Raw genomic sequence first — 25,420 nt, 5'->3', positions numbered from 1 at the left:
GTCCCAATAGGAACTTATCTGTACTCGTAGTGGGCCAATGGTTATCGGCCGAGGACGCTCAGGCTTTAAACCCCAGGACCTCGGCCCCCTCGGTCACGCCGCACCACTGCAGCGACCCCAGCTCCCGGCGATCGGCATAGTCCTTGCGCAGCCGGTCAAAAAAGCTTGCCTCGCCCGACGCCAGCCCACGGCGAAAGTTCGCATCATCCTGCTCGATGTCGTACACCAGCCGTACCAGCCGTGCCACCATGGCCTGATCGGGTCGGTCATTCAGGCTGACCGCGCTCACTTCGGGAGCCGGCAGCAGCTCGTCCAGATGACGGGCAACGGGTCGCTCGCCATGGTCGCACAGGGCCCGGTAGAGGGCAAAGGTGCCCCGGGCCTTGCCTTCCAGGCTGTAGCCGGCGATGTGCGCGGTGGCGATCAGCACATGAGGTACCAGCTCGGCCAGCAGCAATGGCTCGTGCTCCCAGACGTCCATCACCAGGGTCAGCGGCGATCCACCCTGCTGGCGGGCGAGCAGGGCGTGATTGTCCCAGACATCGCCCCGACAGGCGTTGATCAGCACCTGCTGCGCATGCAGGCGCTCGATGCGCGGGCGGTTGAGCAGGTGGTGGGTGGCGTAAGGGCCTTCATGGGTAATGGGCACATGAAAACTGATGACATCGGCGGTCAGTGCCTGGTCAATGTCGACCAGGCCCGACGCACCGGCCTCGGCCAATGGCGGGTCGCAGCGCAGCACGCGCATGCCCAGGCCTTCGGCCCGCCGGGCCACTTCGCTGCCGGTGTTGCCGGCACCGATCACCGCCAGGGTTTTACCGGCCAACTGCCACTGCTTGTGGGCCGCCACCCGCAGCAGGGCCGCCAGCACGTAGTCGCCCACGGCGACCTTGTTGCAGCCCGGGGCGCTGGCAAAGGCGATACCGCGCCGGGCCAGCAGGCCGGTGTCGACATGATCGCAACCGATGGTGGCGGTGCCCACAAAACCAAGCCGGTCTGCCTCACTCAGCAATGCCTCGTTTACTTGAGTGATGGAACGCACCAGCAGCGCATCCACTCCTCGCAGTTGCTCCGGACGCAGGGTGCGCCCGGGCGCGGTCACCACCTCGGCCCAGTCGCCAAACAGCTCGTGCACAAAGGGCATGTTTTCATCGGCCAGCACTTTCATCGCTATCTCCTTGTTATAACGGCCGCTATTGTACTCCGACTTGAATCCGGCTTCACTGCCACCGTTACCGGCTTTCTGCTAGACTGCCGGCCCTTTCCCGCTCGAGATCCATCATGACCCTGCGCCTGTTGTTATTGGTATGTTCTCTGCTAATCCTGCCCGTGGCCCTGGCGAGCCTCGCCTGGCAGTGGCAATGGCACTGGTTTCCGCTGCTGGATCTGGACGAGCCACCGGCGCTGCTGGCCTATGGCCTGACCCTGACCGTGGGCAAGCTCGGCATTGGCATTACCCTGCTGGCCCTGAGCATGCTTGCCCTGCACCGCGGCCGCCGTCGTCCGGCCCTGCTGCTGGCGTTCTTTTTCTGCCTGTTTGCGGCCCTGGGCGGCGCCTTTGTCACCAAGACGGTGGCCAAGCTTTATTTCAAGGAGCCCAGGCCCTATGTGCTCTGGCTGGTGCAGCAAGGCAGGCTGGCCGACAGTGCCAGCTTTTATGCCATTCCCGAGGCGGCGCGGGAACAGCAACTGCAACAAAGCCTGCTGGGCGTAAGTGACACCCAGATCCCCGGCTGGCTCAAGCACCACTGGCAGGAAGAGGTGAACTATTCCTTTCCTTCCGGCCACTCCATTGCGGCCATGACCATCGCCGGCTTTTTCTGCCTGGTGCTGGGCTATCGCCGGCAGCCGGCCTGGCACCTGGTGGCCCTGGCCGGCTGGGCGGTGGCGGTATGCTATTCACGCTTGTTGCTGGGCCTGCACTGGCCGGCAGACATTCTGGCCAGCAGTGTGCTGGGGGTGTTGTTCGGCGGCGCCGGCGCCTGGGCCTTTTCCCGACTGGATCAGCGGCTGGGTGAGACGTAAGAAAATAGCAACCGCACCGCCTATAAAAAAAGCGCCCAGAGGCGCTTTTTTTAATACCGTTGGAGTATCAGCCCTTGTACTTGCTGAACACCAGGCTGGCGTTGGTGCCGCCAAAGCCAAAGCTGTTGGACATCACGGTGTCCAGCTCGGCGTCCTGACACTCGGTGACGATGGGCAGACCCTTGGCCTTTTCGTCCAGCTCGGTGATGTTGATGCTCGGGGCAATAAAACCGTGTTCCAGCATCAGCAGGGAGTACACCGCCTCGTGCACACCGGCGGCGCCCAGGGCGTGACCGGTCATGGCCTTGGTGGCGGAGATATAGGGGGCCTTATCGCCAAACAGGGTGTGAATGGCTTCCAGCTCCTTGACATCACCCACCGGGGTGGAAGTGCCATGAGTGTTAACATACTGCACCGGTGCCGGAGCGGTGGCCATGGCCTGCTGCATGCAGCGCACCGCGCCTTCGCCGGACGGAGCCACCATGTCGTAGCCGTCGGAAGTGGCGCCATAGCCGGTGATTTCGGCATAGATTTTGGCGCCGCGGGCCAGGGCGTGCTCCAGCTCTTCCACCACGACGATACCGCCGCCACCGGAGATAACGAAGCCGTCACGGCCGGCGTCATAGGTACGGGATGCCTGCTCGGGGGTGTCGTTGTACTTGCTGGACAAGGCGCCCATGGCGTCAAACTGCAGCGCCAGGGTCCAGTCCACTTCTTCACCGCCACCGGCGAACACGATGTCCTGCTTGCCCAGCTGGATCTGCTCCAGGGCATGGCCAATGCAGTGCGCGGAAGTGGCACAGGCGGAGCTGATGGTGTAGTTGATGCCCTTGATCTTGAACGGCGTGGCCAGACAGGCGGAAGTGGTGGACGACATGGTGCGCGGCACCATGTAGGGGCCCACACGACGCACACCCTTTTCACGCAGAATGTCACAGGCTTCAATCTGGTTCTTGGAAGAGGCGCCGCCGGAGCCGGTCACCAGGCCGGTGCGTTCGTTCGACACCTGGGATTCGTCCAGACCGGCGTCGGCAATGGCCTGCTCCATGGACAGATAGGCGAACGCCGCCGCGTCGCCCATAAAGCGCATCACTTTACGATCGATGTGTTCGGACGGGTTCAGCTTGATGTCGCCCCATACCTGGCTGCGCAGCTTATGATCGGCAAACTGCTGGGAAAAGGAAATGCCGGAGCGGCCGGCCTTGAGGGACTCAAGCACTTCTTCCTTGTTGTTGCCAATGCTGGAGACCACACCGATACCGGTAATGACTGCTCTTCTCATCTATCGTTCCTACTGTTTCGATTTGGTGCCAATTCTAACCACAAAGCATGGTCAAACTGGTCAGCTTTCACATAAAATGACCGTTTTTTGCGGCCCCGGAGCGCTCAGTGTCTCACCGTTTTATTACCACAGCCCGTCTCGACTGGAATGACCAGGGAACCCCGGTCGCCACCGCCTTTGACGATGTCTATTTTTCCAATGACAACGGTCTGGAGGAAACCCGCTACGTGTTTCTGGGTCATAACGGGTTGCCGCAACGCTTTGCCGAGCACGATCGCGACCTCTTCGTGGTGGCCGAAACCGGCTTCGGGACCGGCCTGAATTTTCTGGCGACCTGGCGAGCCTTTGCCGACTATAAACGCCAGCACCCCCAGGGCAATACACGCCGGCTGCACTTTATCAGCGTGGAGAAATATCCCCTCTCCCGTGACGATCTGCAGCAAGCCCTGCGCCAATGGCCAGAGCTTACCATTTTAAGCGAACATTTGTTAGCTGAATATCCGGTACTGGTTGATGGCTGTCACAGATTGTGGCTCGCGGAAGATGTATGCCTGGATTTGTGGCTGGGGGACGTGGCCGAGCTGCTGCCGCAAATGGACGCCGGGCTCGCCGGCCGGGTCGACGCCTGGTATCTGGACGGCTTTGCCCCGGGTAAAAACCCGGAAATGTGGACACCCGAGCTGTTTGCCCAGCTGGCCCGGCTGGCTCGTAACGACGCCACCCTGGCCACCTTTACCGCCGCGGGTTTTGTGCGCCGCGGACTGATTGACGCGGGCTTTGAGGTCAAACGGGTCAAAGGCTTTGGCCGCAAACGGGAAATGCTGGCCGGTTTTCGTCGCAGCGATACTCGGCCCCCCCGCCCTTCACCCTGGTACTGGCGCCGTCCGGGCCTGGGTCAGCGCACCCTGATCGTGGGCGCCGGCGTGGCGGGGGCGGCCCTGGCCCGGCAACTGACCCGCCGCGGCCACCGCGTCACCCTGCTGGAACGGGAAAGTGCTTCTGCACAGGGGGCCTCGGGCAACCATCAGGGCGCCATCTATCCACTGCTGAACGGTGATCACGACACCCTGAGCCAGTTTTATCTGCCGGCGTTTTTGTATGGCCGGCGCGCCCTTGAGCGCCTGGCTCAACGCCAGCCCTTTGGCCACGACTGGTGTGGCGTGGTGCAGCTGGCCCACGATGACAAAAGCGCCGCCAAGATAGACAAACTGATCGCCGGTGCCTTTCCGCCCGAGCTGGTACAGCCCTTGTCTGCCGAGGAAGTGAATGAAACCACCGGCATCGAGGCCAACCAGAGGGGGGTCGCCTATCCGCTTGGCGGCTGGGTCTGCCCCCATGAGCTGACCGCCGCCCTGCTGGCGGAAGCCGGTGATATTGCATGCCATTTTAATACCAGGGTTACCGGTCTTGAACGTATCCATGATGGATGGCAAGTACAGACGGAGCACGGGCAGACATTCGGTGCGGATAATGTGGTGCTGGCCAATGGCCACGCCCTGACCACCCTGGCGCAAACCCAAGGTCTGGCGCTCTATCCGGTGCGTGGCCAGGTCAGCCATCTGCCGGCCCAACCGGTGCTGGCGGCACTGAATACCGTGGTGTGCTACGAAGGCTACCTCACTCCCGCCTGGCAAGGGCAGCATTGCGTGGGCGCCAGCTACGACCGACGCGATGCCGGCCTTGATTACCGTGAAACAGACGAAGCCGACAACCTGGCCAAGCTGCAACGTACCCTGCCCGCCCTGGGTGAGCCAAACGCCATTCCGGGAGAAGGCCGGGTGGGCATTCGCGCCGCCTGCCGGGATCACCTGCCCCTGGCCGGTGCCGCTCCCGACAAGGACGCCCAGCTGGCCGACTACACTGACATGCCGAAACGGGCCGGCCAGGCCTTTCCCCTGGCCGCGGATCACGCGGGCCTGTATGTGCTCTCCGGGCTGGGCTCCCGGGGCATGTGCTCGGCGCCGCTGCTGGCGGAAGTGCTCGCCGCCCAGATCCAGGACGAGCCCCTGCCCCTGGGCCGGGAGGTGCTTGACGCCCTCAATCCCAACCGGCACTGGCTGCGCAAACTGCTGAAAGGAAAACCGGTAACTTAAAGCTGGAAGCTAAAAGCTGAAAGCATCATGAAGGAGGAAGTTATTCCGCCGGACGAATCAGGCCGAGCTGACGACCGAAGTCCTGCTCACGCTGAAAGTGTTTAAGCAGGTCCTGGGCAATGCCAAGCTGATGATAACCCACGTTGTCGGCCACCCGGTGCAACTGCATGCAGTCGGCCTGGGGCGCAATTTCAAACAGCGAGCGCTCCAGCCATTCCGCGGCCAGCAGCGCCCGCTCGCGCACCAGCCGCTCGTAGGCAGTTAGTGCCAGCCGGTAGTTCTGCCATTCGGGGGTTTGCGGCCATTCCAGCGGCTCGGTCACGGTGGCGGTCAGCGACACCAGCACGCGGGCAGGCGCGCACCCCGCCTGCCCCTGCTCGCCACTGAGCTGCCACGACATGCGATAATCCACATCCGCCAGGCTGGGCTCCAGGGCCGTGGAGCCATACACATCCACGGTTTGCCGGGCCTTCAGCTCCATGGCGCCAAAGGCGGGGGTGGCAAGCAACATGAGCAACGCAAAAGACACTCCTTTCACAACTCTTTTCTCCCGATAGCGGCGCCTGACCTGATTTGCTGATTATAAACCCGGCGGCAACTTAAGTCATTTGAGTCTATGGTGGAAAAGCCCGCAATCGGGCATTTGGCCGGGCCGGCATACCTGACAAGCCCGGCCCGCCTCTATATAGTGCAAACAAAGCCGACTGTCTGGAGCGCTGTATGATCACAGCCTATACCCTGAACGGGAAATCCCTTGAAATTCAGCCCCTGAGCCTGACCGACAAGCTACCCGCCAACACCCTGTGGCTGGACATTCTCAAACCCGACGAGCAGGAACAAAGCTGGATGAAGCAGCTGTTCGTGGAAGAAGTGCCCGAGCTGGATGAGCTGGACGACATCGAGGCCTCGGCCCGTTTCTACCGGGACAAGGACGGCCTGCACATCCACTCCCTGTTTCCCCAGCGGCTGGGCAAGGAAATCGACGGCATCAACGTGCTGTTTACCCTGCGCAACAACATGCTGATAAGTTTTCGGGAGGACGATCTGGGCCTGATGCGGCTGCTGCGCCACTATATGCGCCAGGACCGGCTCGAGGTGGAAGATGCCCCGGACCTGCTGCTGGAAATTTTTCAGCTCAAGATCGAATACATTTCGGATCTGATTGAAGACGGCTACAAGACCCTGGAGGAAACCGCCAAGGAAGTGCTGCAGGTGGAAGATCTGCGCCAGACCATGTCGAATCTGATGCACCAGGAAGACGGTAACGGTCATGTGCGTCTGGCGCTGTACGATACGCGCCGAGCGCTGCGCTTTATGCGCCGCACCCTGCGCAAGCAGGCCAGCGACGAGCAGCGCAAGTGGATAGACGAGCTGCTCTACGACATCGAGTCGCTGCTGCCCCATACCCAGTTTCTGTTCGACAAGATCAACTTTCAGCTGGAGGCAGCCATGGGCTTTACCAGCCTGGAGCAGAGCAAGGTGATCAAGATTTTCTCGGTGGCCGCCGTGGTGTTTCTGCCCCCCACCCTGATCGCCAGTATTTACGGCATGAACTTCAACTTTATGCCGGAGCTGGCACTGAAATACGGTTACCCGCTGTCGCTGGTGCTGATGTTGTTGTCCGCCTGCGGCACCTATTACTTCTTCAAGCGCAAAGGCTGGCTGTAGCCGCATCATGAAGCGCCGGCAACCGGTCAACGCGCCGGCCATGGCTTATCACCATAGTGACCTGATCGACGAGGAATGACATGAAATACCCATGCATGACCCTGCTGCTGGCCGCCCTCGGCCTGGCCGGCTGCGACAATAACGAGGTGGGCGATGTGTCCCTGGGGCTGTTTACCACCAAGGACATCAAGATTGAGGTGCTGACCGATCCGGAAGTGCCCGGCGTCACCTGCCATATGTCCAACATAGTGGCAGACCTGGATCTGGCCGATCCGTCGGACATGTCGATCAGCTGCCGGCAGACCGGCGAGATCACCACCGCCATGATAGCCGGCATCGACCGCTCGAAAAGCGGTGATATCGTGTTCAAGAAGTCCAAGAGCATCTTTCTCAAGAGCCTGAAGATTCGCCGCATCTATGACGAAACCAGCCAGAGTCTGCTCTATATCGCCTACAGCACCAAGGAGACCAGCGGCAGCTACAAACACTCCATGTCGACGGTGCCCTTGTGGGGCACCCAGGCCTATCAGGCCGCCTCCCGGCCCTGAACGCCACAACGGGGGCCAAAGGCCCCCGCATTCAGCGCGCTTCGCCCAGACGTGCCCTGACCGCCGCCACCGAAGAAAAGTCGGTGACGGTGGCGATCACCTTGCCGTCTCTGAGTTTCAGCAGTACCGGCAGGTCGCGCACGCCGAATTCGTTAAACAACACGCCATGACGATCAATGTGAAACGGTATCGTCATTTGGTATTTTTCCACAAACTCGCTCAGCGCCTTGTCGTCCGTCCACAGGTGATTGACCACTCCCTGCCAGGGCTCTTCAGGCAACTGTTTCACCAGCTCGTTCAACCCTTGCTGCACGTCCTTGCAGCGTCGCGCCATGCCGGGCCTGGCTTCTTCCAGGTACCAGTCGCACCAGGTCGCGCTAAAAAACACCAGGTGTTCTCCCTGCTGCCAGGGCGCCAGCAGCCGTGCCTTTTGCTTCTCGCCTAACGTCTCGGTGCCGGCCGAAGACAGCGACTGTCCGTCGGCCAGCCGCGCCATCACGCCGTCGAGCATCGCATCGGACTCATGGGTGGTGTAGACGATCTTCCCCGCGGGGTTGATCAGTACCGAATAGGGAGTGCCTTCCAGCCCCAGCTCCAGTGCCAGCTGGCCCCGTTGGTCCATCCATACCGGCATGGTCAGCCCGAACCGGTCGATCACGCTGCTGACCCGGCCCGAACGTTCATTGATGTTGATGTTCACCGCCACGAAATTAATGCGGTCGCCAAAGGTGTCTTGCAGCAGCTGAAAGTGGGGCATCTGCTGCATGCAGGGCTGACACCAGGTGGCCCAGAACTTGATATAGGTCGGCTTGGCGTGATCCAGCTCCGCCAGCCGGGTTGGCGTGCCGGTGGCAAAGTCGGTCAGTTCAATGGTGCGATAATGCGACTCCTGGCTCCAGGCGGATAAGGACAGGGTCAGGCAAAGCGCCAGACACAGGCGCGCAAGGGTGATGATCATAAAAGGCTCCTCGGTGGCAATGGGTTCCCGTGAAGTGTGAACGAACGCCGTCAGGGTGCCTTGTAGTTTTGCGACAACTTGCGTTTACGGTATTCGGCGGGGGTACCGCCGACAAAGCGGCGAAAGGCATGGGTGAAGTGGGCCTGATCGTAATAACCGCAAGACAGCGCGACCTGTGCCAGTGAAGCCTTTGGGCGGGCCAGTTGCAGTCGGGCCGCCTGCATGCGCACACAAAGCTGGTAAAACGCCGGACTCAGGCCTATCTGCTGCTGCAGCCGTCGCTCCAGGGTGCGGCTGCTGATGCCAAGCCGGCAGGCCACCTGGCCCACTCGCATGTCCGGCTCCCGTAACATGGCCAACGCCAGCCGAGTCTGCGAGGCGTCGCCGGTGTGCACCGCCTCTTCCGCGAGCCAGCCTTCCAGCCTGGCAATGGCCGGCACCACCGCCAGGCCGTCCAGCCCGACCAGCAGCCGGCGCAAGCGGGCTTGCGCCGGGCTGGGCAACAGCTGGCAGGCATCCACCGCCCCCGCCGGCAACAGGGTGGGAGACACCCCAAACAACTGAAACAGGGCGCCGGGCCTGAGCCGGGCGCTGATGCAGCGATGCCCGGCCAGAAACAGATGCCGCTCGGTACGCCGGTTGAATTCGATGCGGGCGCCGCGCAGGGGGCCGTCAAGGGTCACCGTCAGGCTGCAGCCGCCGTCCGGATACGTGGTCTCAAAGGATCCGTAAGGCAGGCCGGCACCTTCGCCAATGGCCCAGAAGCAGTCCACCCAGCCGGCCAGCTCGGGATCCGGCAAAAAGCGCCGAAATCCCAGATAGCGGAATGCCAGCTGCCCTTGCTCACGCACCCCAGGCCCTCCCCCGGGATCGGAGTTCGGGGCCGCGCCGTGAGCGGAAAAACAGCTTGTCTTGAGCCTGGTTCATTTTCATCGCCCTCAGCTGCGAATCATCTGCTCCCTGAGCTGGTGAATGCGATCCCGCAGCGCCGCGGCCTGCTCGAACTCCAGGTTCTGGGCGTGGGCCAGCATTTGCTGCTCCAGCTCGTCGATCTGGTGGCTGAGCTCCCTGGCGCTGGGCAGGTGCTCCGGCGACGGGGCTTTGTCCTTGGCCCGTTTTGACCCCACCCGCTTGGTGCCGTCCAGATCCATCACATCGGTGATGCGCTTGTTGAGGCCCTTGGGCACAATGCCGTGCTCTTCGTTAAAGGCCTGCTGCTTGGCCCGCCGCCGCTCGGTTTCATCAATGGCGGCAGCCATGGAGCGGGTAATGCGGTCGGCATAGAGAATGGCCTTGCCGTTCAGGTTGCGGGCGGCCCGGCCTATGGTCTGGATCAGGGAACGCTCGGAGCGCAGGAAGCCTTCCTTGTCCGCATCGAGAATGGCCACCAGCGACACTTCCGGCATGTCCAGGCCTTCCCGCAACAGGTTGATGCCCACCAGCACGTCAAACTCGCCCAGGCGCAGATCACGAATGATCTCCATGCGTTCCACGGTATCAATGTCGGAATGCAGGTAGCGCACCTTGACCCCGTGCTCGTTCAGGTATTCGGTGAGATCTTCCGCCATGCGCTTGGTCAGGGTGGTCACCAGTACTCGCTCGCCCTGCTCCACTCGAAGCCTCGCTTCGGAGAGCAGATCGTCCACCTGGGTCGCCACCGGGCGCACCTCAAGCACAGGGTCAAGCAGGCCGGTCGGACGCACTACCTGCTCGACAATATCATTCCCGGACTTGTCGAGCTCATAGGGGCCGGGAGTGGCCGACACAAACACCGTCTGGGGCATCAGCGCCTCGAACTCCTCAAAGCGCAGGGGCCGGTTGTCCAGCGCCGAGGGCAGGCGAAAGCCGTATTCCACCAGGGTCTCCTTACGAGAACGGTCGCCTTTATACATGCCGCCAATCTGGGGCACGGTGACGTGGGACTCGTCGATGATCAGCAGGCCGTCACCGGGCAGATAGTCAAACAGGGTGGGCGGCGGCTCGCCCTCACCCCGGCCCGACAGGTAGCGAGAGTAGTTTTCAATGCCGGAGCAGTAACCCAGCTCCTGTATCATCTCGATGTCAAACTGGGTACGCTGACTGATGCGCTGCTCTTCCAGCAGCTTGTTGGCCGAGAGCAGTTGCGCCTTGCGCTCGACCAGCTCTTTTTTAATGTGCTCTATGGCTTCCAGCAGGGTCTCCCGCGGGGTCACATAGTGAGTCTTGGGGTAGATGGTAAAACGGGCCACCGTCTGCAGCACGGCGCCGGTGAGCGGATCAAACAGGCTGATGCGCTCGATCTCGTCATCGAACAGCTCCACTCGCACCGCCTGATCGTCCGATTCGGCGGGAAAGATGTCCACCACCTCCCCGCGTACGCGAAAGGTGCCGCGCTGAAAAGCCGCGTCGTTGCGACTGTATTGCAGCTCCGCCAGCCGGCGCAGCATGTCGCGCTGATCCAGCATATCGCCGGTGCGCAGATGCAGCATCATGCTCAGGTAGGACTGAGGGTCGCCCAGGCCGTAAATGGCCGACACCGAGGCCACGATAATCACATCCCGCCGCTCCATCAGCGCCTTGGTGGCCGACAACCGCATCTGCTCGATGTGATCGTTGATGGAAGCGTCCTTTTCAATAAAGGTGTCGGTGGTGGGCACATAGGCCTCGGGCTGGTAGTAGTCGTAATAGGAAACGAAATACTCCACCGCGTTGTGCGGAAAGAACTCCTTCATCTCGCCATACAGCTGGGCCGCCAGGGTCTTGTTGGGCGCCAGCACCATGGTGGGCCGATTGAGGGTGGCAATGACGTTGGCCATGGTAAAGGTCTTGCCGGAGCCGGTAACCCCCAGCAGGGTCTGGTGCGCCAGCCCGGACTCGATGCCGTCCAGCAACTGGGCGATGGCGGTGGGCTGATCGCCGCCGGGCTGATAGTCGCTCACCAGTTCAAATGTCTTGCTCATGGGCCCTGCCTCCTCGCTATGCCCGGCCAGTGTACCTCCGAGTGACCTTTATTGCCAAAAACGGGCGCGAATGGCCGTTAGCAACAAAATCCCTTTGGGGCCTTGACCCGAACAGATCGGCCGCGTATTATTCGCGGCCTCTTCACGAGATTCCCCCTTAGTTCAGTCGGTAGAACGGCGGACTGTTAATCCGTATGTCGCTGGTTCGAGTCCAGCAGGGGGAGCCACTTTTTCGCCTGTCGGCACTTGACTTATCCACTAAATCAACAATCCACTCCGGCAAAAACCCACATGCCAGCGGCTTTGTTTCATTCCCTCGCCAGTGTCGATAAACTGAGCGGGATTTTTTTGTTGCTTTTTTTAAAGCATTGATTTTCAACGCATTATCATTTGATTGTTTTTTTGCCGGATTAATTGAAAGCCGCGCCCTGACTGGCTTCTCACCGCTTTCCTTCATCAAGTCCACACGGTTATCCACAGAAATAGTGGATAACCTGCCCAAACCCAGCCGCCGCGAGGCTCCCGCCGGCTGTGCATAACCCGTGACCAAATCAGTGCCGTACGAAACTGAAAAAATCCCCGGCCGCGATATTCGGCAAAGCGCCGCAACCCGTTTCGTTTTTTTACATACATTGCCGCATTCAATCGTACCGGAAGGCCAGATTTATATGATTTTTTCCCTACTTGGGTCTCAATTCGCCATCAACACCGGTAAAATTTCACTATCAGCACGATTAAGACCCGTTTTGCTCCTTAACTAACCCGGCCTTCATCGCACCGGCCACCGTCTCGGCACGGGTGCCCAGCACCACCTGCAGGTGGTGCTCCCCCAGGTGCACCACGCCTTTTGCTCCCAGGGCCCGCAGCCGGGCGTCGTCCGCCAGGGCGGTATCCTTCAGGGTCAACCGCAGTCGAGTGATGCAGGCGTCAATGTGTTGCAGGTTGCCGGCCCCGCCCAGGGCGGCGATCAATCCTCTCGCCAACACACTGTCCTGATCATCCTTGGGCCGAATCGTTTCGTTCTGCTGCTCAGGGGCATCGCCGGCGAGCTCCCGTCCCGGCGTGGCCAGGCGAAACAGCCGAATGGCCGAGTAGAACAACACGAAATAGAGCAGCGCCATCACCAGCCCCAGTCCCAGCAATCGCCAGGGATGGGTGGCCAGCCCCCAGTTCAGCACCAGATCAAACAGGCCGGCGGAAAAGCCAAAACCGTGCAGCGCGCCCAGGGCATTGGCCGCCATCAGCGACACCCCGGTAAGCAGCGCATGCAGGCCATAGAGCAACGGCGCCAGAAACATAAAGGTAAATTCGAGCGGCTCGGTAATGCCGGTGAGCAAGGAGGTCAGCGCCATCGACAGCAGCAGGCCTGCGGCCCGGGCCCTGTGCCCCCTGGGCGCCGCCAGCACCATGGCCAGGGCCGCCGCCGGCAGGCCAAACATCATCACCGGAAAGAAACCGGCCATAAATCCGCCGGCGGTGGGGTCGCCGGCAAAGAATCGATTCAGATCACCCCGAACAACGTCGTCGGCGATGCCGTTGATCACGGCGCCGTCCACGCCGGGCACGGGCCCGCCCACGCTGAGGGTGCCGGCCAGGGCCGGTGCCAGGCAGATATGCTGCTGAACACCGCCGGCCTCATAACTCACCTTGAGGCAATCTCCCAGGCCAAACCAGAACAGGGAATTGAGCACATGGTGCAGCCCCACCGGGATCAGCGCCCGGTTAAGCACGCCATAGACAAACTGCCCCGCACCACCGGCGCCCGCCACCGCCTGGCCAAGGCCGTCGATGGCCTGCTGCACCGGCGGCCAGGCAACCCCCAGCAACACCGCTACCAGCAGACACAATAGCCCGGTCATAATGGGCACCAGCCGCTTGCCGCCAAAAAAGGCCAGGCTGTCCGGCAGGCGCACGGCGGCAAAGCGGTTATAGCAGTGCCCGGCGATGATGCCGGCGATAATGCCGCCAAAAAATGACAGCCTGATCTCGGCATGAAGGCTCACCACGGCACCGGTGAGTACCAGGTACCCCACGGCGCCGGCCAGGGCCGCGGCACCGGCATCGTCCCGGGACAGGCCCACGGCAATGCCGATGGCAAACAGCAGTGGCAACTGATCAAACAGGGCGGCCCCCGCCTGGGCCATAAAGGGCAGGGCGAGCAGATCCGGCTGTCCGAGGCGCAACAGCAGCGCCGCCACCGGCAGGGTGGCAATGGGCAGCATCAGCGCCTTGCCCAGCCTTTGCAGATATCCCAACAGCATCACAGCGACTCTCCGTGGTCATGGCCGGGCCGGCGTGCCATGATCGTTCCCCGGGCCCGTGGCAAGGCAACGACACTTTCTTTATTATAAAAAGCTCTTTTTACCGTTAGGGTTGACCCCATGCGTCTGATCCCCCTGGCCGACGCCGAGCAGGTCGCTCGCCGGGCCGCGCATCATATTGCCACCCGCATCGAGCGCCATGGCCCCAGCGCCCAGCGCCCCTTTGTGCTGGGGCTGCCCACCGGCAGCACGCCCCTGGGCACCTACCGGGAACTGGTGCGGCTGCACCGGGCCGGCGCGCTCAGCTTTCGTCACGTGGTCACCTTTAACATGGATGAGTATGTGGGGTTGTCTCCATCCCACCCGCAGAGCTACCACGCCTTTATGCACCGGCACCTGTTCAGCCAGATAGACATCCCCGCCGACAACATTCATCTGCTGAACGGCACCGCCGAGGATCTGGATGCCGAATGCCGCCGTTTTGAAAACCGCATTCGCCATTACGGCGGTGTGAACCTGTTCTTGGGCGGTGTGGGCAGCGACGGCCACATCGCCTTTAACGAGCCGGCCTCATCGCTGGCCTCACGCACGCGGGTGATGACCCTGACCGACGCCACCCGCCGGGCCAACGCCCGCTTCTTCAACGACGACCCGGCCCAGGTGCCGCGCCGGGCCCTGACCGTGGGTGTGGGTACCCTGATGGAAGCCGAGGAAATCATGCTGCTGGTCACCGGCGCCCACAAGGCCCGGGCCCTGCAGGCGGCGGTGGAAGGCCCGGTCAATCACCTGTGGACGGTGTCGGCGCTGCAACTGCACCCGAACAGCCTTATCCTGTGTGACGACGATGCCACCCTGGAGCTCAGGGTGCGTACCCTGCGCTATTTTCAACAACGCGAAGCCGACATGTCTGCCTGCCCGGAGTAACCCATGCACGCCCTCACCCACTGCACCCTGTTTGACGGCGAGCGCCTGCACCGCCAGACCGCCCTGGTTATCGACGGCGACCGCATTGCCGCCCTGGTGCCCGAGCACGACCTGGACGCCGGCCTGCCCCGCACCGATCTGCAAGGCGCCGTGCTCAGCGCCGGCTTTATCGATCTGCAGCTCAACGGCTGTGGCGGCGTCATGTTCAACGATGCCATCAGTGCCACCACCCTGGATCGCATGCACGCCACCAACCTGGCGTCGGGCACCACCAGTTTCCTGCCCACCCTGATCACCAGCCCCGATGACGACATGCGCCGGGCGGTGACCCTGGTGCGCGATTACATGGCCCTCCACCCCTGGCGGGTACCGGGGCTGCACCTGGAAGGCCCCTACACCAATGTGGCACGCAAAGGCATTCATCCGGCGGCCCAGATTCGGCCGCTGACCGAGCCCATGCTGACCTTCCTGTGTGAACACGCCGACGCCATCGCCATGCTCACCCTGGCCCCCGAAGTGAATAACCCGGCCCACCTGCGACGGCTCGCCCAGGCCGGCATTCACCTGGCCATGGGCCACACCGGCGCCGACTATGATCAGGCCATGGCCGGCTTTGACGCCGGTATCGGCTTTGCCACCCACCTCTATAACGCCATGTCCCCCACCGCCAACGGCCGCCAGCCCGGCGCCGTGGGGGCCGTCTATGACGCGCCCCGGGTAGCCGCCGGCATTATTGCCGACGGCCATCATGTGCATTACGCCAATGTGCGCCTGGCCCACAGGGTGCTGGGCGAGCGCCTGTGTCTGGTGACCGACGCCACCGCCGCCGCCGGTGCACCGCCGGGCTTTGAGCGGTTCGACTTCTGCGGCGCCACCGTCTATGTGCGGGACGGCAAATGCGTGGATGAGCACGGCACCCTGGGAGGCTCGGCGCTGACCATGATCGACGGGGTGAAAAACCTGGTACGGCAGGCGGGCCTGTCCCTGGAACAGGCCCTGGCCATGGCCAGCCGCAACCCGGCTAAGATGCTGGGGCTTGACGCTGATATCGGCACCGCTACTCCCGGCCGGCTGGCCAATCTGGTAGCATTTGATACAACCTTTAATGTCATCGCGACCTACGTCAACGGACTGCCTTCATCATGACCCGCGCGCAAATCGCCAACGTTGATCTGGTCAAACAGGTCAACTGCTCTGCCGTCTACCGGCTTATCGACAGCCGTGGCCCCATTTCCCGAGTGCGCATCGCCGAACTCAGCCACCTGGCGCCGGCCAGCGTCACCAAGATCACCCGCTCCCTGCTCGAGCAGGGACTGATTCGAGAGCTGGAGCATCAGGCGTCCACCGGGGGCCGGCGCGCCATTTCCCTGACCACGGTGACCCATCCCTTTCACCTGGTGGCGGTCAAACTGGGCCGGGAAGAGCTGCGCCTGACCCTGTACGATCTGTCGGGCCGGGCCCATGCCCGCCATGTGCTGCCGTTTCCCCGCCGGGAGCAGGACGTGCTGCTGGCGGCGCTGCACCGGCACATTGCCGACTTTATACAGCATGAGGCGGCCGGGCTGCGGCTGATGGCGGTGGGCCTGGTAATGCCCGGCCTCACCGATGCCCAGGCCGGCCGGGTGCTGGCCCACCCCTGTTACCCCCTGGCGGGAGTGCCCCTGGCCGAACGCCTGGGCGCCAGCCTGGGGCTGCCGGTGTTTATCGGCAACGATATTCGCGCCCAGGCCCTGGCGGAGCATTATTACGGCGCATCCCAGGATTGCCTGGACTCGGTGCTGGTCAGCGTGCACCACGGAGTGGGCGCCGGCATTATCACCGAAGGCCGCATCTTCAAGAGCCAGGGCCGGGACGTGGCCGAGATCGGCCATATACATGTGGATCCACTGGGCGAACGCTGCGACTGCGGCAACTTCGGCTGCCTGGAGACCATGGTGGCCGACGCCGCCTTACTGCGTCAGGCCAGGTACATGCTGGATCAGGGCTATCACAGCAGCCTGGCGGAGCAGGAGCTCACCATGGGCGCACTGTGCCGGGCGGCGCTGGAGCAGGACCGGCTGGCGGTGAATATTCTGTGCCAGGCCGCCGAACGCCTGGGCCAGGTCATGGCCATTGTCATCAACCTGTTCAACCCGCAACGGGTGCTGCTGAGCGGCGCCCTGTGCGAGGCCGAGTCGCTGGTGTTTCCCATTATCAACAAGGCCATTCGCCATCAGTCCCTGCCCGGTTTTCACCAGGGCCAGGTGCTGATCCGCGCCCGCTTTCAGGACGATCAGACCATAGGCGGGCTCGCCCTGGTCAAGCGCGGCCTGCTGGAAGGCGAACTGCTGCAACGCATTATGGAGCAAAAGTCATGAGCAATATCGTTTTCAGCACCAATCCCGACTGGCAACCGCAGCAGGACCGCGACCAGGACGGCCCCGGCCTGTTTCCCAACGACGGTGTGGTGCGCCTACGCCGGGAAACCAAGGGCCGCAAGGGCGCCGGGGTGATTTGCGTGTATGGCATCGGCCCAGAACGGGTGGGCGAGGTGGCCAAAAAGCTGAAAAAGCAGCTGGGCACCGGCGGCGCGGTCAAGAAGGGGGTGATTGAAATTCAGGGCGATCGCCTCGAACAGATAAAACAATGGCTGGAAAAGGCCGGTTTTACCGTGAAGCAGGTCGGCGGCTAAGCGAAACCGCCTTGAACTTGCCGGCCAAATGACTAAAATACGATTTCCCTGCTCAAGGGGGAGTAGTCGCTAACGGAAGCCATTCCGCAGACGGTCGTCAACATAGTTGGTGCAAAATCACCATGGTGGCCGTGACCTTTCGGGGTTTGACGAGACCTTTGACAGACGAGTGCCGATACCGGGGACGGGCGGCATGGCGTCTGCTCATTGGTAACGATAATCCTGTCCCCTTTGGTAAACACTCTTGGAAGCCCTCACCACCTCGACCCTGGCCGTGTCCATCGCCGAAATTGGCGACAAGACCCAGTTGCTGGCCCTGATCCTGGCCTGCCGGTTCAGAAAACCCCTGCCCATTATCTGGGGTATTTTTCTCGCCACCCTAATCAACCACGCCCTCGCCGGCTCGGTTGGAATATGGATACAGTCCTGGCTGGATCCGCAATGGCTGCGCTGGCTGCTGGCACTGTCCTTCTTCGCCATGGCGGCCTGGATGCTGATTCCCGACAAGGCCGACGACGAAGACAGTCGCTTTTACCGCCTGGGGCCCTTTGTGGCGACCTTTGTGCTGTTTTTCCTGGCGGAGATCGGTGACAAGACCCAGATCGCCACCACCCTGCTGGCGGCCCGGTTTGTGGATGAGTTCTGGCTGGTGGTGGCCGGCACCACCCTGGGCATGATGGTGGCCAACCTGCCGGCGGTACTGGCCGGCCACAAGGGCGCCGGGCGCTTGCCCATGCACTGGATACATGGCGCCAGCGCACTGATCTTCCTGGTACTGGGCGTGACCACACTATGGTGGCCCTGGTCCTGACGCCTCGTCCTGCTAAAGAAGGAGCCCCGCCGGGCGGGGCCCTTTGCCGTCAGCCGTAAACGTTAAAGCTTTCGCTGTTCAGCCACAGGTGCACCAGAATACTGGCGACGTAGCCGAGAGCGATCACCGGCGCCCACTTCAGGTGGCCGGCAAAGGTGTACATGCCCCTCGCCTGCCCCATCAGCGCTACCCCGGCGGCGGAGCCGATGGACAACAGGCTGCCGCCCACGCCGGCGGTCAGGGTGATCAACAACCAGTTGCCGTGGGACATTTCCGGCTGCATGGTGAGCACCGCAAACATCACCGGAATGTTGTCGATGATGGCCGACAGCACCCCCAAAGTAATGTTGGCGTACACGGCGTCCCAGCTGTTGTAAAGCAGATCCGACATCAACGCCAGATACCCCATGTAGCCCAGGCCCCCCACGCACATCACCACCCCGTAGAAAAACAGCAGGGTGTCCCACTCGGCCCGGGCCACCCGGCTGAACACATCAAAGGGCACCACGCTGCCGAGGCGCTTGAGCGCCTCGTCATCGCCCCGCTTGATGGCCAGCGCCCGTTTGCGCGCCAGCGAACTCGGCAGGGTGCGCCGCAGGAAGTAACCAAAGCACTGCAGATAACCCAGGCCCGTCATCATGCCCAGCACCGGCGGCAGGTGCAGCAGGCTGTGACAGGCCACCGCCGAGGCGATGGTGAGCAAAAACAGCAACACGATGCGAATGGCCCCGCGCTTGAGATCAACCTCTTCATAACGGGCGGCGGGCTTGCGGTTTTCGATAAAGAAATTCATCGCCAGGGCCGGCACCAGATAGTTGACCAGGGCCGGAACGAACAGAATAAAGAACTCGTTGAACTTGACGATGCCCGCCTGCCATACCATCAGGGTGGTAATGTCGCCAAAAGGGCTGAAGGCGCCGCCTGCATTGGCGGCGATCACGATATTGATGCAGCAGAGATTGATAAAGCGCTTGTCTCCTTCCGCCACCTTGGTCACCACGGCGCACATCAGCAGTGCCGTGGTCAGGTTGTCGGCGATGGGAGAGATAAAAAACGACAGAAAGCCGGTCAGCCAGAACAGTGCCTTGTAGCTGAAGCCCCGGCGTATCATCCAGGCCCGCAGGGTATCAAACAGCCGCCGCTCTTCCATGGCGTTGATATAGGTCATGGCCACCAGCAGGAACAGCAACAATTCTGCATATTCAAGCAAATTGTGGCGAAAGGCTGCTTCGGTGACGCCGGGTATGCCCTGCTGCATGTAGATCCAGCCGATAAGTACCCATATGATACCAGCCGCCACCAACACCGGTATCGACTTGCGCAGGTGAAGGTATTCTTCCGCGGTCACCAGCAGGTAAGCGACCGTGAAGATCGCCAGCGCCAGCAGGCCCCAGACCGAGCCGGTCAGATCCAGCTGCCCGGTCGCGGCCAGCGCCGCAGGACTGGCCAGCACGGCCATCATGGCCGCACACAGACTCCATTTCCTTGTCATTGTTATTCTCGCTTTTGTAATAGTGATTTTTATGATCTTGGCTATAGTTACGGGCACGTTCGCGGGCAACGCGAAGCCCTTGAAAAGGCTATCATAAGCACCGCCCTTCGGGCTGACCGGTTTCTTGCCCCGGTTCGCAGTTTTGGCACCTCACTGGGCCGTGGTGGTGTTATACGAAACCCAAACCCGACGCCACAAAGTAAATATTTAGTCTTGTTTTTTGCATTATTTTTCACGATGATGGTGTCGTGTTTTTCAGGTTACCAAGGACAAGTACGTGCGCGAAAATGATGCCGCCCTGGTCAAGGCGTTCCGTCAATCCAGCCCCTATGTCAATCTGCACCGGGGCTCCACCTTTGTCATCATGCTGGGTGGCGAGGCCATCGATCAGGAAAACTTTCCCAATATCGTCAGCGATATCGCGCTGCTCACCAGCCTCGGCATTCGGCTGGTGATCGTGTTTGGTGCCCGCCCGCAAATCGATCGGGGGCTGAGCGAGGCCGGACTCAGCGGCGTGTTTCACAAACACACCCGGGTCACCGACGAGCCCAGCTTTCGCGTGATCAAGGACGTGTGCGGCGGCCTGCAGATGGACATTACCGCCCGGCTGTCGATGGGGCTTATCAATACGCCCATGCAGAACGCCCGCATCAACGTGGTAACCGGCAACTTCGTCATTGCCCAGCCCCTGGGGGTGGATGACGGCGTCGACTACATTCATTCGGGCCGGGTGCGCCGCATTCATACCGACACCATTCACCATCAGCTGGCCAACGGCGCCACCGTGCTGATCTCCCCCATCGGGTTTTCGGTAACCGGTGAAAGCTTCAATCTGTCATCGGAAGAACTGGCCCGCCGGCTGGCCATTGAGCTCAAGGCCGACAAGCTGATCGGGTTCTGCTCCCAGCGCGGCGTGCTGGATGAAGACGGCGTGGCCATTGCCGAACTGTTTCCCGAGCAGGCCGAAGCCCACCTGCAACGCTTGCTGGAAGAAGGGGAAAGCCTGTCGGGCACCGCCCGCTACCTGCGTGCGGCCATCTCCAGTTGCCGGGGCGGCGTGCCCCGCAGCCATCTGGTGAGCTACAAGGAAGACGGCGCCCTGATCCAGGAGCTGTTCACCCGTGACGGCCTGGGCACCCAGATCGTCAGCGAAAGTGCCGAGCAGGCCCGTCAGGCCAGCATTGACGACATCGGCGGCATTCTCGACCTGATTCGGCCGCTGGAAGAGGAAGGCATACTGGTGCGCCGCTCCCGGGAACAGCTGGAAATGGAGATCGATCAGTTCACCATTATCGAAAAGGACGGGGCCACCATCGGCTGCGCCGCCCTCTATCCCTTTCCCGAGGAGGGCATGGCGGAAATGGCCTGCGTGGCCATTCACCCCGATTACCGCAAGGGCAGCCGTGGCGACATGCTGCTGAACAAGATTGAGGAGCAGGCCCGCAAGCGCGGCATGAGCCGGCTGTTTATTCTGACCACCCGTTCCATTCACTGGTTCAGGGAGCGCGGCTTTGAGCCGGTGGACGTCAGCGCCCTGCCCATGGGCAAGCAGAAACTGTACAACTTTCAGCGCCGATCCAAGATCATGCTCAAGGACCTGAATCTGAAGGTCTGACCAATTAATCATTGACACTGTCACGTTAAATCAGTAGTTATAGGGCCGCCCGGGACGTGTGCCCGTGGCCAATGAGAAGAGGCGCGTTGTTCAGGCAGCCGGCAGAAGGAGTCGCCACTCCACAGATCGCCGGTCAGGGGAACAACGCCGAGATTGCCACCGGTGGCTTGACGGTGGTGGTCGGCTGCGAAGGCTGAATCCTTCGGGCTGTCACCTGTTGGGTGGAGTGCTTCCTGATGACCTTTCCATATGTCTTCGCAGTCGTTCCCCCCGTTGTTTCAATTTTTTCAGCAAAGCAAGGAGCTTGCCTTGAACCAACCCGTTGTAGCCAAATTCGGTGGAACCAGCGTTGCCGACGCCGATGCCATGAGCCGTTGTGCCGCCATTCTTGAAAACAATACCGGTACCCGGCTGGCGGTGCTGAGCGCCAGCTCCGGCGTAACCAACCTGCTGGTGGCACTGGCCTCGGGCAGTCACGGCCCGGAAGAGCGCACGGACATGCTGCAGCAACTGTCCGCCATTCAGCATCGCATTCTCGACAGCCTTGAGCGTCCCGAGATGCTGACCCGGCACATCGAGGACATTCTCAACCACATCAAGGAGCTGGCCGACGGCGCCGCCATCAGCCCGACCAAGGCCATCGGCGACGAAATCGTGGCCCAGGGGGAGCTGATGTCGACCCGCCTGTTTGTGGAGCTGCTGCGCCGTCGTGGCACCGATGCGGTCTGGTTTGACGTGCGCAAGGTGATGCGTACCGACGATCGCTTTGGTCGTGCCGCGCCGGATCTGGCTACCCTCAAGGCGGAAGTGGAAAAAGAACTCAAGCCCCTGTGCGCCAAGCAGCTGGTGGTGACGCAAGGCTTCATCGGCGCCGCCCCCGACGGCCGTACCACCACCCTTGGACGGGGCGGCAGCGACTATTCCGCCGCCCTGCTGGGAGAGGCGCTGAACGCCGCCGCCGTGGAAATCTGGACCGACGTGCCCGGCATCTACACCACGGATCCGCGCCTGGTGAGCGAGGCCCGCGCCATTCCCGAAATCAGCTTCAGCGAAGCCTCGGAAATGGCCACCTTTGGCGCCAAGGTACTGCACCCGGCCACCCTGCAGCCGGCGGTGCGCTGCCAGATCCCGGTGTTCGTGGGCTCCAGCCGCGCGCCGGAAGAAGGCGGCACCTGGATTCGCAACACCACCCCCAGCCAGCCGCTGTTTCGAGCCCTGGCCCTGCGCCGCAATCAGGTGCTGCTGACCCTGACCAGCCAGAGCATGTTTCAGGCGCATGGTTTTCTGGCCGAGGTATTCGGCATTCTGGCCAAGCACAAGATTTCGGTGGATCTGATCACCACCTCGGAGATCAGCGTGTCGCTGACCCTGGACGCCGGCGCCGAGCTGCTGACCCAGGAAGTGCAGGACGAACTGGCCAAACACTGTCACCTCAAGGTGGAAGAAGGCCTGGCACTGGTAGCACTGATTGGCAACCGCATGAGCGAGGCCGGCGGCACCGCCAGCCGAGTGTTCCAGGCGGTGAACGAGGTCAATATTCGCATGATCTGCTACGGCGCCAGCCCCCACAACTTCTGCTTCCTGGTGGATGAAACCAACGCCAACCAGGTGATCGCCGATCTGCACCAGGAGTTGCTGCCGGCGTAACGCCGATCGCATTAACGAAGCGGCGTTGCCGAATGCAACGCCGCTTTTTTGTTGCCTCATCCCCCCAAACTCTCTTGAGGACGGTAGCGCTCACTCAAATATCGCTGCCATCTCCGACCGTCTCCATCAGCACCTGCTCCAGCGGCACATGTTGAAGCTGATGTGCTTCGGCCACCGCTTGATAAACCACCTTGCCGTTATGCACATTGAGTCCCTCAGCCAGGTGCGCATTGTCACTCAGGGCTCGGCGCCACCCCTTGTTGGCCAGGGCCTGCACAAAGGGCAGGGTGGCGTTGGTCAGTGCCAGGGTGGAGGTACGCGCCACACCGCCGGGCATGTTGGCCACGCAATAGTGCACCACACCATCCACCTCAAAGGTGGGCTGCTGATGCGTGGTGGGCTTGCTGGTTTCAAAACAGCCGCCCTGATCGATGGCCACGTCCACCAGCACCGCCCCTCGCGGCAGTTTTTTCAGCATGGCTCGGGTCACCAGCTTGGGCGCCGAGGCGCCGGGTATCAGCACGGCCCCAATCACCAGATCGGCCCGGGCCAGCTCTGCTTCAATGGCATCGGCGGTGGAATACAGGGTCTTGAGCCGAGGGCCGTAGAGGGCATCCAGCTCCTTCAGCCGGGCCAGTGACTTGTCGAAAATGGTCACGTCCGCCCCCAGCCCCATGGCCATGCGCGCGGCATTAATGCCGACCACGCCGCCGCCCAGCACCAGCACGCGGGCCGGCAGCACGCCGGGCACGCCGCCAAGCAACACCCCTCGCCCGCCCTGGGCCTTTTCCAGGCAGTGGGCGCCGGCCTGCACCGCCATGCGACCGGCCACCTCGCTCATCGGCGCCAGCAACGGCAGACCGCCCTGAGCATCGGTGACGGTTTCGTAGGCGATGGCGGTACAGCCCGAGGCCAGCAGGCCTTTGGTCTGAGCTTCGTCTGGGGCCAGATGCAGATAGGTAAACAGCACCTGACCGGGCTTGAGCCGCCGGTACTCCTCGGGCTGGGGCTCCTTGACCTTGACGATGAGCTCGGCGCCGGCAAAGAGCGCCTCCACGTCGCTCACCAGCTCGGCACCGGCGGCGGCGTATTGCTCATCGGAAAAGCCCACCCCTGCCCCGGCGCCGCTTTCCACCCGTACTCGGTGTCCGGCCCGGGTCAGCTCGTGCACGCCCCCCGGCGTCATGCCCACCCGGTATTCGTGGTTCTTGATTTCTCTGGGTACAGCGATATCCATGTTCACCCCCTGTCTGGCCGCGTGTTTTAGAGTAGAATGCAGCCTGCAACCTTGTTGCTCCAGCCTGCCTTGCCCTTTCTTCTGTTATAGAAGCTGGAGCATGATTGTGCTTTTCCGTCCTTAAATATTCAAACGAACCCCAGGAGAACCCGGCCCCATGGACATTGGACAGCGCCTCAAGACCATACGCCTGCAGGCAAAACTGTCCCAGCGGGAGCTGGCCAAGCGCTCTGGCGTGACCAACGGCTTTATCTCCCAGGTGGAAAAAAACCTGGTCAGCCCGTCCATCGGCTCACTGAAGAAGCTGCTCGACGGTTTTCCCATGACCCTGGCGGACTTCTTTGCCGACGAAGACGCCGTTGGTGCCGATCACCCGGTGGTGTACCGGGCCGAAGATCAGCCCGAGCGCGGCACCGGCGACATCGGCTATCGCCTGGTCGGCGGCCGCTTTCCCGATCGTCACATCACCCTGCTGCGGGAAACCATGCCCCCCGGCGCCGATACCGGCCCCGACCTGCTCAGCCACCCGGGCCAGGAATGCGGCGTGGTCATTACCGGACAATTGCAGCTGCAGGTGGGTGAACGCCGCTTTGAGCTGGGCCCGGGCGACGGCTACTACTTCGACAGCACCGAGCCCCACCGTTTTATCAATATCGGCGAAGACGAGCTGTATATCGTCTCCGCCAGCCAGCCCAAGGCACTTTAAAACGTCGGTGGCGTGGCCGCCGACACCAGCTCGCATACTTCGGAGCCCAGGTTGCGAAAGCGGTGGGGCTGATGGGTGTCGAAATAATAGCCATCGCCGGCCTTCAGCACTCGGCACTCTTCCCCCACGGTGATTTCGATTTCGCCGCGCAGCACCAGGCCGGCCTCTTCCGCCTCGTTGCTGAGCATCTCCGGGCCGGTATCGGCGCCGGGCGGATAGCATTCTCGCAGCAGCGCCAGCTTGCGTTCGCCGGTCAGCGGCCCCACCAGCCACATGGTGACGCCGTTGCTGCCAAACTCCACTAGCTCACCGGCGCGAAAGAACACCTGCCGACCACAGCGCCGTTCCAGGCTGAAAAACGCCCCCATGGAGATGGGAAAGCCATCCAGCACCCGCTTGAGGGTGGCCACCGACGGATTGACCGCGGCCTGCTCAATTTGCGAGATCAGGCTGTTGCTGACTCCGGCGCGACGGGCCAGCTCCCGCTGGGTCAGGCCGTGCTGTCCGCGCAGCCATTTCAGGCGTTCCGGCAAGTCCATCGTT

General features: G+C 62.1%; 22 protein-coding genes, 1 tRNA gene and 2 riboswitches. Of the genes, 13 read left to right on the top strand and 10 right to left on the bottom strand.

The features are described from left to right. Positions 1-58 precede the first annotated feature (58 nt). Complete coding sequence (locus OJHNALOF_RS13175) at positions 59-1,168, bottom strand: 4-phosphoerythronate dehydrogenase (RefSeq protein ID WP_094198839.1); 1,110 nt, start codon at positions 1,166-1,168, stop codon at positions 59-61. A 113-nt stretch (positions 1,169-1,281) separates the two neighbouring features. Between OJHNALOF_RS13175 and OJHNALOF_RS13170 the strand changes: the two genes are divergently transcribed. Next, the gene (locus OJHNALOF_RS13170) at positions 1,282-2,025 is read left to right on the top strand and encodes a phosphatase PAP2 family protein (RefSeq protein ID WP_094198838.1); all 744 of its coding nucleotides are present in this window, start codon (positions 1,282-1,284) and stop codon (positions 2,023-2,025) included. A 67-nt stretch (positions 2,026-2,092) separates the two neighbouring features. Here the strand turns inward: OJHNALOF_RS13170 and fabB are convergent, their stop codons facing one another. Beyond that, positions 2,093-3,307, bottom strand: coding sequence for a beta-ketoacyl-ACP synthase I (fabB, locus tag OJHNALOF_RS13165; protein ID WP_094198837.1), 1,215 nt, complete (start codon positions 3,305-3,307; stop codon positions 2,093-2,095). A 107-nt stretch (positions 3,308-3,414) separates the two neighbouring features. Between fabB and mnmC the strand changes: the two genes are divergently transcribed. Beyond that, positions 3,415-5,400, top strand: coding sequence for a bifunctional tRNA (5-methylaminomethyl-2-thiouridine)(34)-methyltransferase MnmD/FAD-dependent 5-carboxymethylaminomethyl-2-thiouridine(34) oxidoreductase MnmC (mnmC, locus tag OJHNALOF_RS13160; protein WP_165662289.1), 1,986 nt, complete (start codon positions 3,415-3,417; stop codon positions 5,398-5,400). 40 nt (positions 5,401-5,440) lie between these two features. On the opposite strand, the gene OJHNALOF_RS13155 is transcribed toward mnmC, so the two are convergent. Continuing rightward, complete coding sequence (locus OJHNALOF_RS13155; RefSeq protein WP_094198835.1) at positions 5,441-5,911, bottom strand: DUF922 domain-containing protein; 471 nt, start codon at positions 5,909-5,911, stop codon at positions 5,441-5,443. A gap of 209 nt (positions 5,912-6,120) precedes the next feature. Between OJHNALOF_RS13155 and corA the strand changes: the two genes are divergently transcribed. Beyond that, the gene (gene corA, locus OJHNALOF_RS13150; RefSeq protein ID WP_094198834.1) at positions 6,121-7,068 is read left to right on the top strand and encodes a magnesium/cobalt transporter CorA; all 948 of its coding nucleotides are present in this window, start codon (positions 6,121-6,123) and stop codon (positions 7,066-7,068) included. 80 nt (positions 7,069-7,148) lie between these two features. Further along, positions 7,149-7,616 carry a CreA family protein gene (locus OJHNALOF_RS13145; RefSeq protein WP_165662288.1) on the top strand — a complete coding sequence of 156 codons (468 nt, stop codon included), beginning with the start codon at positions 7,149-7,151 and terminating at the stop codon, positions 7,614-7,616. Between the two features lie 31 nt (positions 7,617-7,647). On the opposite strand, the gene OJHNALOF_RS13140 is transcribed toward OJHNALOF_RS13145, so the two are convergent. The 3 genes from OJHNALOF_RS13140 to uvrB all read right to left on the bottom strand — a co-directional run bounded on the left by OJHNALOF_RS13140 (position 7,648) and on the right by uvrB (position 11,513). After that, positions 7,648-8,574 (bottom strand): thioredoxin family protein, encoded by a 927-nt coding sequence (locus OJHNALOF_RS13140; protein WP_165662287.1) that lies wholly within the window; start codon positions 8,572-8,574, stop codon positions 7,648-7,650. Positions 8,575-8,624: 50 nt separating this feature from the next. Beyond that, positions 8,625-9,425 (bottom strand): AraC family transcriptional regulator, encoded by an 801-nt coding sequence (locus tag OJHNALOF_RS17175; RefSeq protein WP_094198831.1) that lies wholly within the window; start codon positions 9,423-9,425, stop codon positions 8,625-8,627. Positions 9,426-9,512: 87 nt separating this feature from the next. Beyond that, positions 9,513-11,513: an excinuclease ABC subunit UvrB gene (uvrB, locus tag OJHNALOF_RS13130; protein ID WP_165662286.1), complete on the bottom strand. Its 2,001-nt coding sequence runs from the start codon at positions 11,511-11,513 to the stop codon at positions 9,513-9,515. 151 nt (positions 11,514-11,664) lie between these two features. Between uvrB and OJHNALOF_RS13125 the strand changes: the two genes are divergently transcribed. Beyond that, positions 11,665-11,740, top strand: a tRNA-Asn gene (locus OJHNALOF_RS13125). 507 nt (positions 11,741-12,247) lie between these two features. Here OJHNALOF_RS13125 and nagE read toward each other — a convergent pair. After that, positions 12,248-13,774, bottom strand: a complete 1,527-nt coding sequence (nagE, locus tag OJHNALOF_RS13120) for an N-acetylglucosamine-specific PTS transporter subunit IIBC (RefSeq protein WP_206063742.1) — start codon at positions 13,772-13,774, stop codon at positions 12,248-12,250. A 120-nt stretch (positions 13,775-13,894) separates the two neighbouring features. Here nagE and nagB point away from each other — a divergent pair, with 120 nt between their 5' ends. The 5 genes from nagB (at position 13,895) to OJHNALOF_RS13095 (ending at position 18,180) form a co-directional block, all read left to right on the top strand. Beyond that, a complete protein-coding gene (gene nagB / locus OJHNALOF_RS13115) occupies positions 13,895-14,698 on the top strand; it encodes a glucosamine-6-phosphate deaminase (protein WP_094198828.1) in 804 nt (267 codons plus the stop codon). 3 nt (positions 14,699-14,701) lie between these two features. Next, complete coding sequence (gene nagA / locus OJHNALOF_RS13110; protein WP_165662284.1) at positions 14,702-15,844, top strand: N-acetylglucosamine-6-phosphate deacetylase; 1,143 nt, start codon at positions 14,702-14,704, stop codon at positions 15,842-15,844. Beyond that, complete coding sequence (locus tag OJHNALOF_RS13105; protein WP_165662283.1) at positions 15,841-17,055, top strand: ROK family transcriptional regulator; 1,215 nt, start codon at positions 15,841-15,843, stop codon at positions 17,053-17,055. The genes nagA and OJHNALOF_RS13105 overlap by 4 nt, the downstream gene beginning before the upstream one ends. Beyond that, positions 17,052-17,369 carry a translation initiation factor gene (locus OJHNALOF_RS13100; RefSeq protein ID WP_165662282.1) on the top strand — a complete coding sequence of 106 codons (318 nt, stop codon included), beginning with the start codon at positions 17,052-17,054 and terminating at the stop codon, positions 17,367-17,369. Before OJHNALOF_RS13105 ends, OJHNALOF_RS13100 begins: the two co-directional genes overlap by 4 nt. 45 nt (positions 17,370-17,414) lie before the next feature. After that, a riboswitch (yybP-ykoY riboswitch) is annotated at positions 17,415-17,589 on the top strand. Between the two features lie 24 nt (positions 17,590-17,613). After that, positions 17,614-18,180 carry a TMEM165/GDT1 family protein gene (locus tag OJHNALOF_RS13095; protein ID WP_094198824.1) on the top strand — a complete coding sequence of 189 codons (567 nt, stop codon included), beginning with the start codon at positions 17,614-17,616 and terminating at the stop codon, positions 18,178-18,180. Between the two features lie 49 nt (positions 18,181-18,229). Here the strand turns inward: OJHNALOF_RS13095 and nhaD are convergent, their stop codons facing one another. Next, the gene (gene nhaD / locus OJHNALOF_RS13090; RefSeq protein WP_165662281.1) at positions 18,230-19,672 is read right to left on the bottom strand and encodes a sodium:proton antiporter NhaD; all 1,443 of its coding nucleotides are present in this window, start codon (positions 19,670-19,672) and stop codon (positions 18,230-18,232) included. 277 nt (positions 19,673-19,949) lie between these two features. On the opposite strand from nhaD, the gene argA reads away from it, so the two are divergent. Next, on the top strand, positions 19,950-21,287 hold the full coding sequence (argA, locus tag OJHNALOF_RS13085; protein WP_094198822.1) for an amino-acid N-acetyltransferase: 1,338 nt from the start codon (positions 19,950-19,952) through the stop codon (positions 21,285-21,287). 68 nt (positions 21,288-21,355) lie between these two features. Continuing rightward, positions 21,356-21,527, top strand: a riboswitch (Lysine riboswitch). A 69-nt stretch (positions 21,528-21,596) separates the two neighbouring features. Continuing rightward, positions 21,597-22,934, top strand: coding sequence for a lysine-sensitive aspartokinase 3 (gene lysC, locus OJHNALOF_RS13080; RefSeq protein WP_165662280.1), 1,338 nt, complete (start codon positions 21,597-21,599; stop codon positions 22,932-22,934). A 94-nt stretch (positions 22,935-23,028) separates the two neighbouring features. Here lysC and ald read toward each other — a convergent pair whose 3' ends face one another. After that, positions 23,029-24,171, bottom strand: a complete 1,143-nt coding sequence (ald, locus tag OJHNALOF_RS13075) for an alanine dehydrogenase (protein WP_094198820.1) — start codon at positions 24,169-24,171, stop codon at positions 23,029-23,031. 157 nt (positions 24,172-24,328) lie between these two features. Between ald and OJHNALOF_RS13070 the strand changes: the two genes are divergently transcribed. After that, entirely contained in the window at positions 24,329-24,877 is a 549-nt protein-coding gene (locus OJHNALOF_RS13070) for a cupin domain-containing protein (RefSeq protein ID WP_094198819.1), read from the top strand. Here the strand turns inward: OJHNALOF_RS13070 and OJHNALOF_RS13065 are convergent. After that, positions 24,874-25,416: a cupin domain-containing protein gene (locus OJHNALOF_RS13065; protein WP_094198818.1), complete on the bottom strand. Its 543-nt coding sequence runs from the start codon at positions 25,414-25,416 to the stop codon at positions 24,874-24,876. The genes OJHNALOF_RS13070 and OJHNALOF_RS13065 overlap by 4 nt on opposite strands. Between the last annotated feature and the right edge of the window lie 4 nt (positions 25,417-25,420).

This window comes from Oceanimonas sp. MB9, from assembly GCF_011319775.1.
Lineage (GTDB): Bacteria > Pseudomonadota > Gammaproteobacteria > Enterobacterales > Aeromonadaceae > Oceanimonas > Oceanimonas doudoroffii.
This window is presented reverse-complemented; position numbering and strand designations above follow the sequence as displayed.

Bases quoted from the DNA above. Each gene is read 5' to 3' on its own strand.
- OJHNALOF_RS13175 (WP_094198839.1), bottom strand. From the start codon at position 1,168: ATGAAAGTGCTGGCCGATGAAAACATGCCCTTTGTGCACGAGCTGTTT.
- OJHNALOF_RS13170 (WP_094198838.1), top strand. From the start codon at position 1,282: ATGACCCTGCGCCTGTTGTTATTGGTATGTTCTCTGCTAATCCTGCCC.
- fabB (WP_094198837.1), bottom strand. From the start codon at position 3,307: ATGAGAAGAGCAGTCATTACCGGTATCGGTGTGGTCTCCAGCATTGGC.
- OJHNALOF_RS13155 (WP_094198835.1), bottom strand. From the start codon at position 5,911: ATGTTGCTTGCCACCCCCGCCTTTGGCGCCATGGAGCTGAAGGCCCGG.
- corA (WP_094198834.1), top strand. From the start codon at position 6,121: ATGATCACAGCCTATACCCTGAACGGGAAATCCCTTGAAATTCAGCCC.
- OJHNALOF_RS13145 (WP_165662288.1), top strand. From the start codon at position 7,149: ATGAAATACCCATGCATGACCCTGCTGCTGGCCGCCCTCGGCCTGGCC.
- OJHNALOF_RS13140 (WP_165662287.1), bottom strand. From the start codon at position 8,574: ATGATCATCACCCTTGCGCGCCTGTGTCTGGCGCTTTGCCTGACCCTG.
- uvrB (WP_165662286.1), bottom strand. From the start codon at position 11,513: ATGAGCAAGACATTTGAACTGGTGAGCGACTATCAGCCCGGCGGCGAT.
- nagE (WP_206063742.1), bottom strand. From the start codon at position 13,774: ATGCTGTTGGGATATCTGCAAAGGCTGGGCAAGGCGCTGATGCTGCCC.
- nagB (WP_094198828.1), top strand. From the start codon at position 13,895: ATGCGTCTGATCCCCCTGGCCGACGCCGAGCAGGTCGCTCGCCGGGCC.
- nagA (WP_165662284.1), top strand. From the start codon at position 14,702: ATGCACGCCCTCACCCACTGCACCCTGTTTGACGGCGAGCGCCTGCAC.
- OJHNALOF_RS13105 (WP_165662283.1), top strand. From the start codon at position 15,841: ATGACCCGCGCGCAAATCGCCAACGTTGATCTGGTCAAACAGGTCAAC.
- OJHNALOF_RS13100 (WP_165662282.1), top strand. From the start codon at position 17,052: ATGAGCAATATCGTTTTCAGCACCAATCCCGACTGGCAACCGCAGCAG.
- nhaD (WP_165662281.1), bottom strand. From the start codon at position 19,672: ATGACAAGGAAATGGAGTCTGTGTGCGGCCATGATGGCCGTGCTGGCC.
- ald (WP_094198820.1), bottom strand. From the start codon at position 24,171: ATGGATATCGCTGTACCCAGAGAAATCAAGAACCACGAATACCGGGTG.
- OJHNALOF_RS13070 (WP_094198819.1), top strand. From the start codon at position 24,329: ATGGACATTGGACAGCGCCTCAAGACCATACGCCTGCAGGCAAAACTG.
- OJHNALOF_RS13065 (WP_094198818.1), bottom strand. From the start codon at position 25,416: ATGGACTTGCCGGAACGCCTGAAATGGCTGCGCGGACAGCACGGCCTG.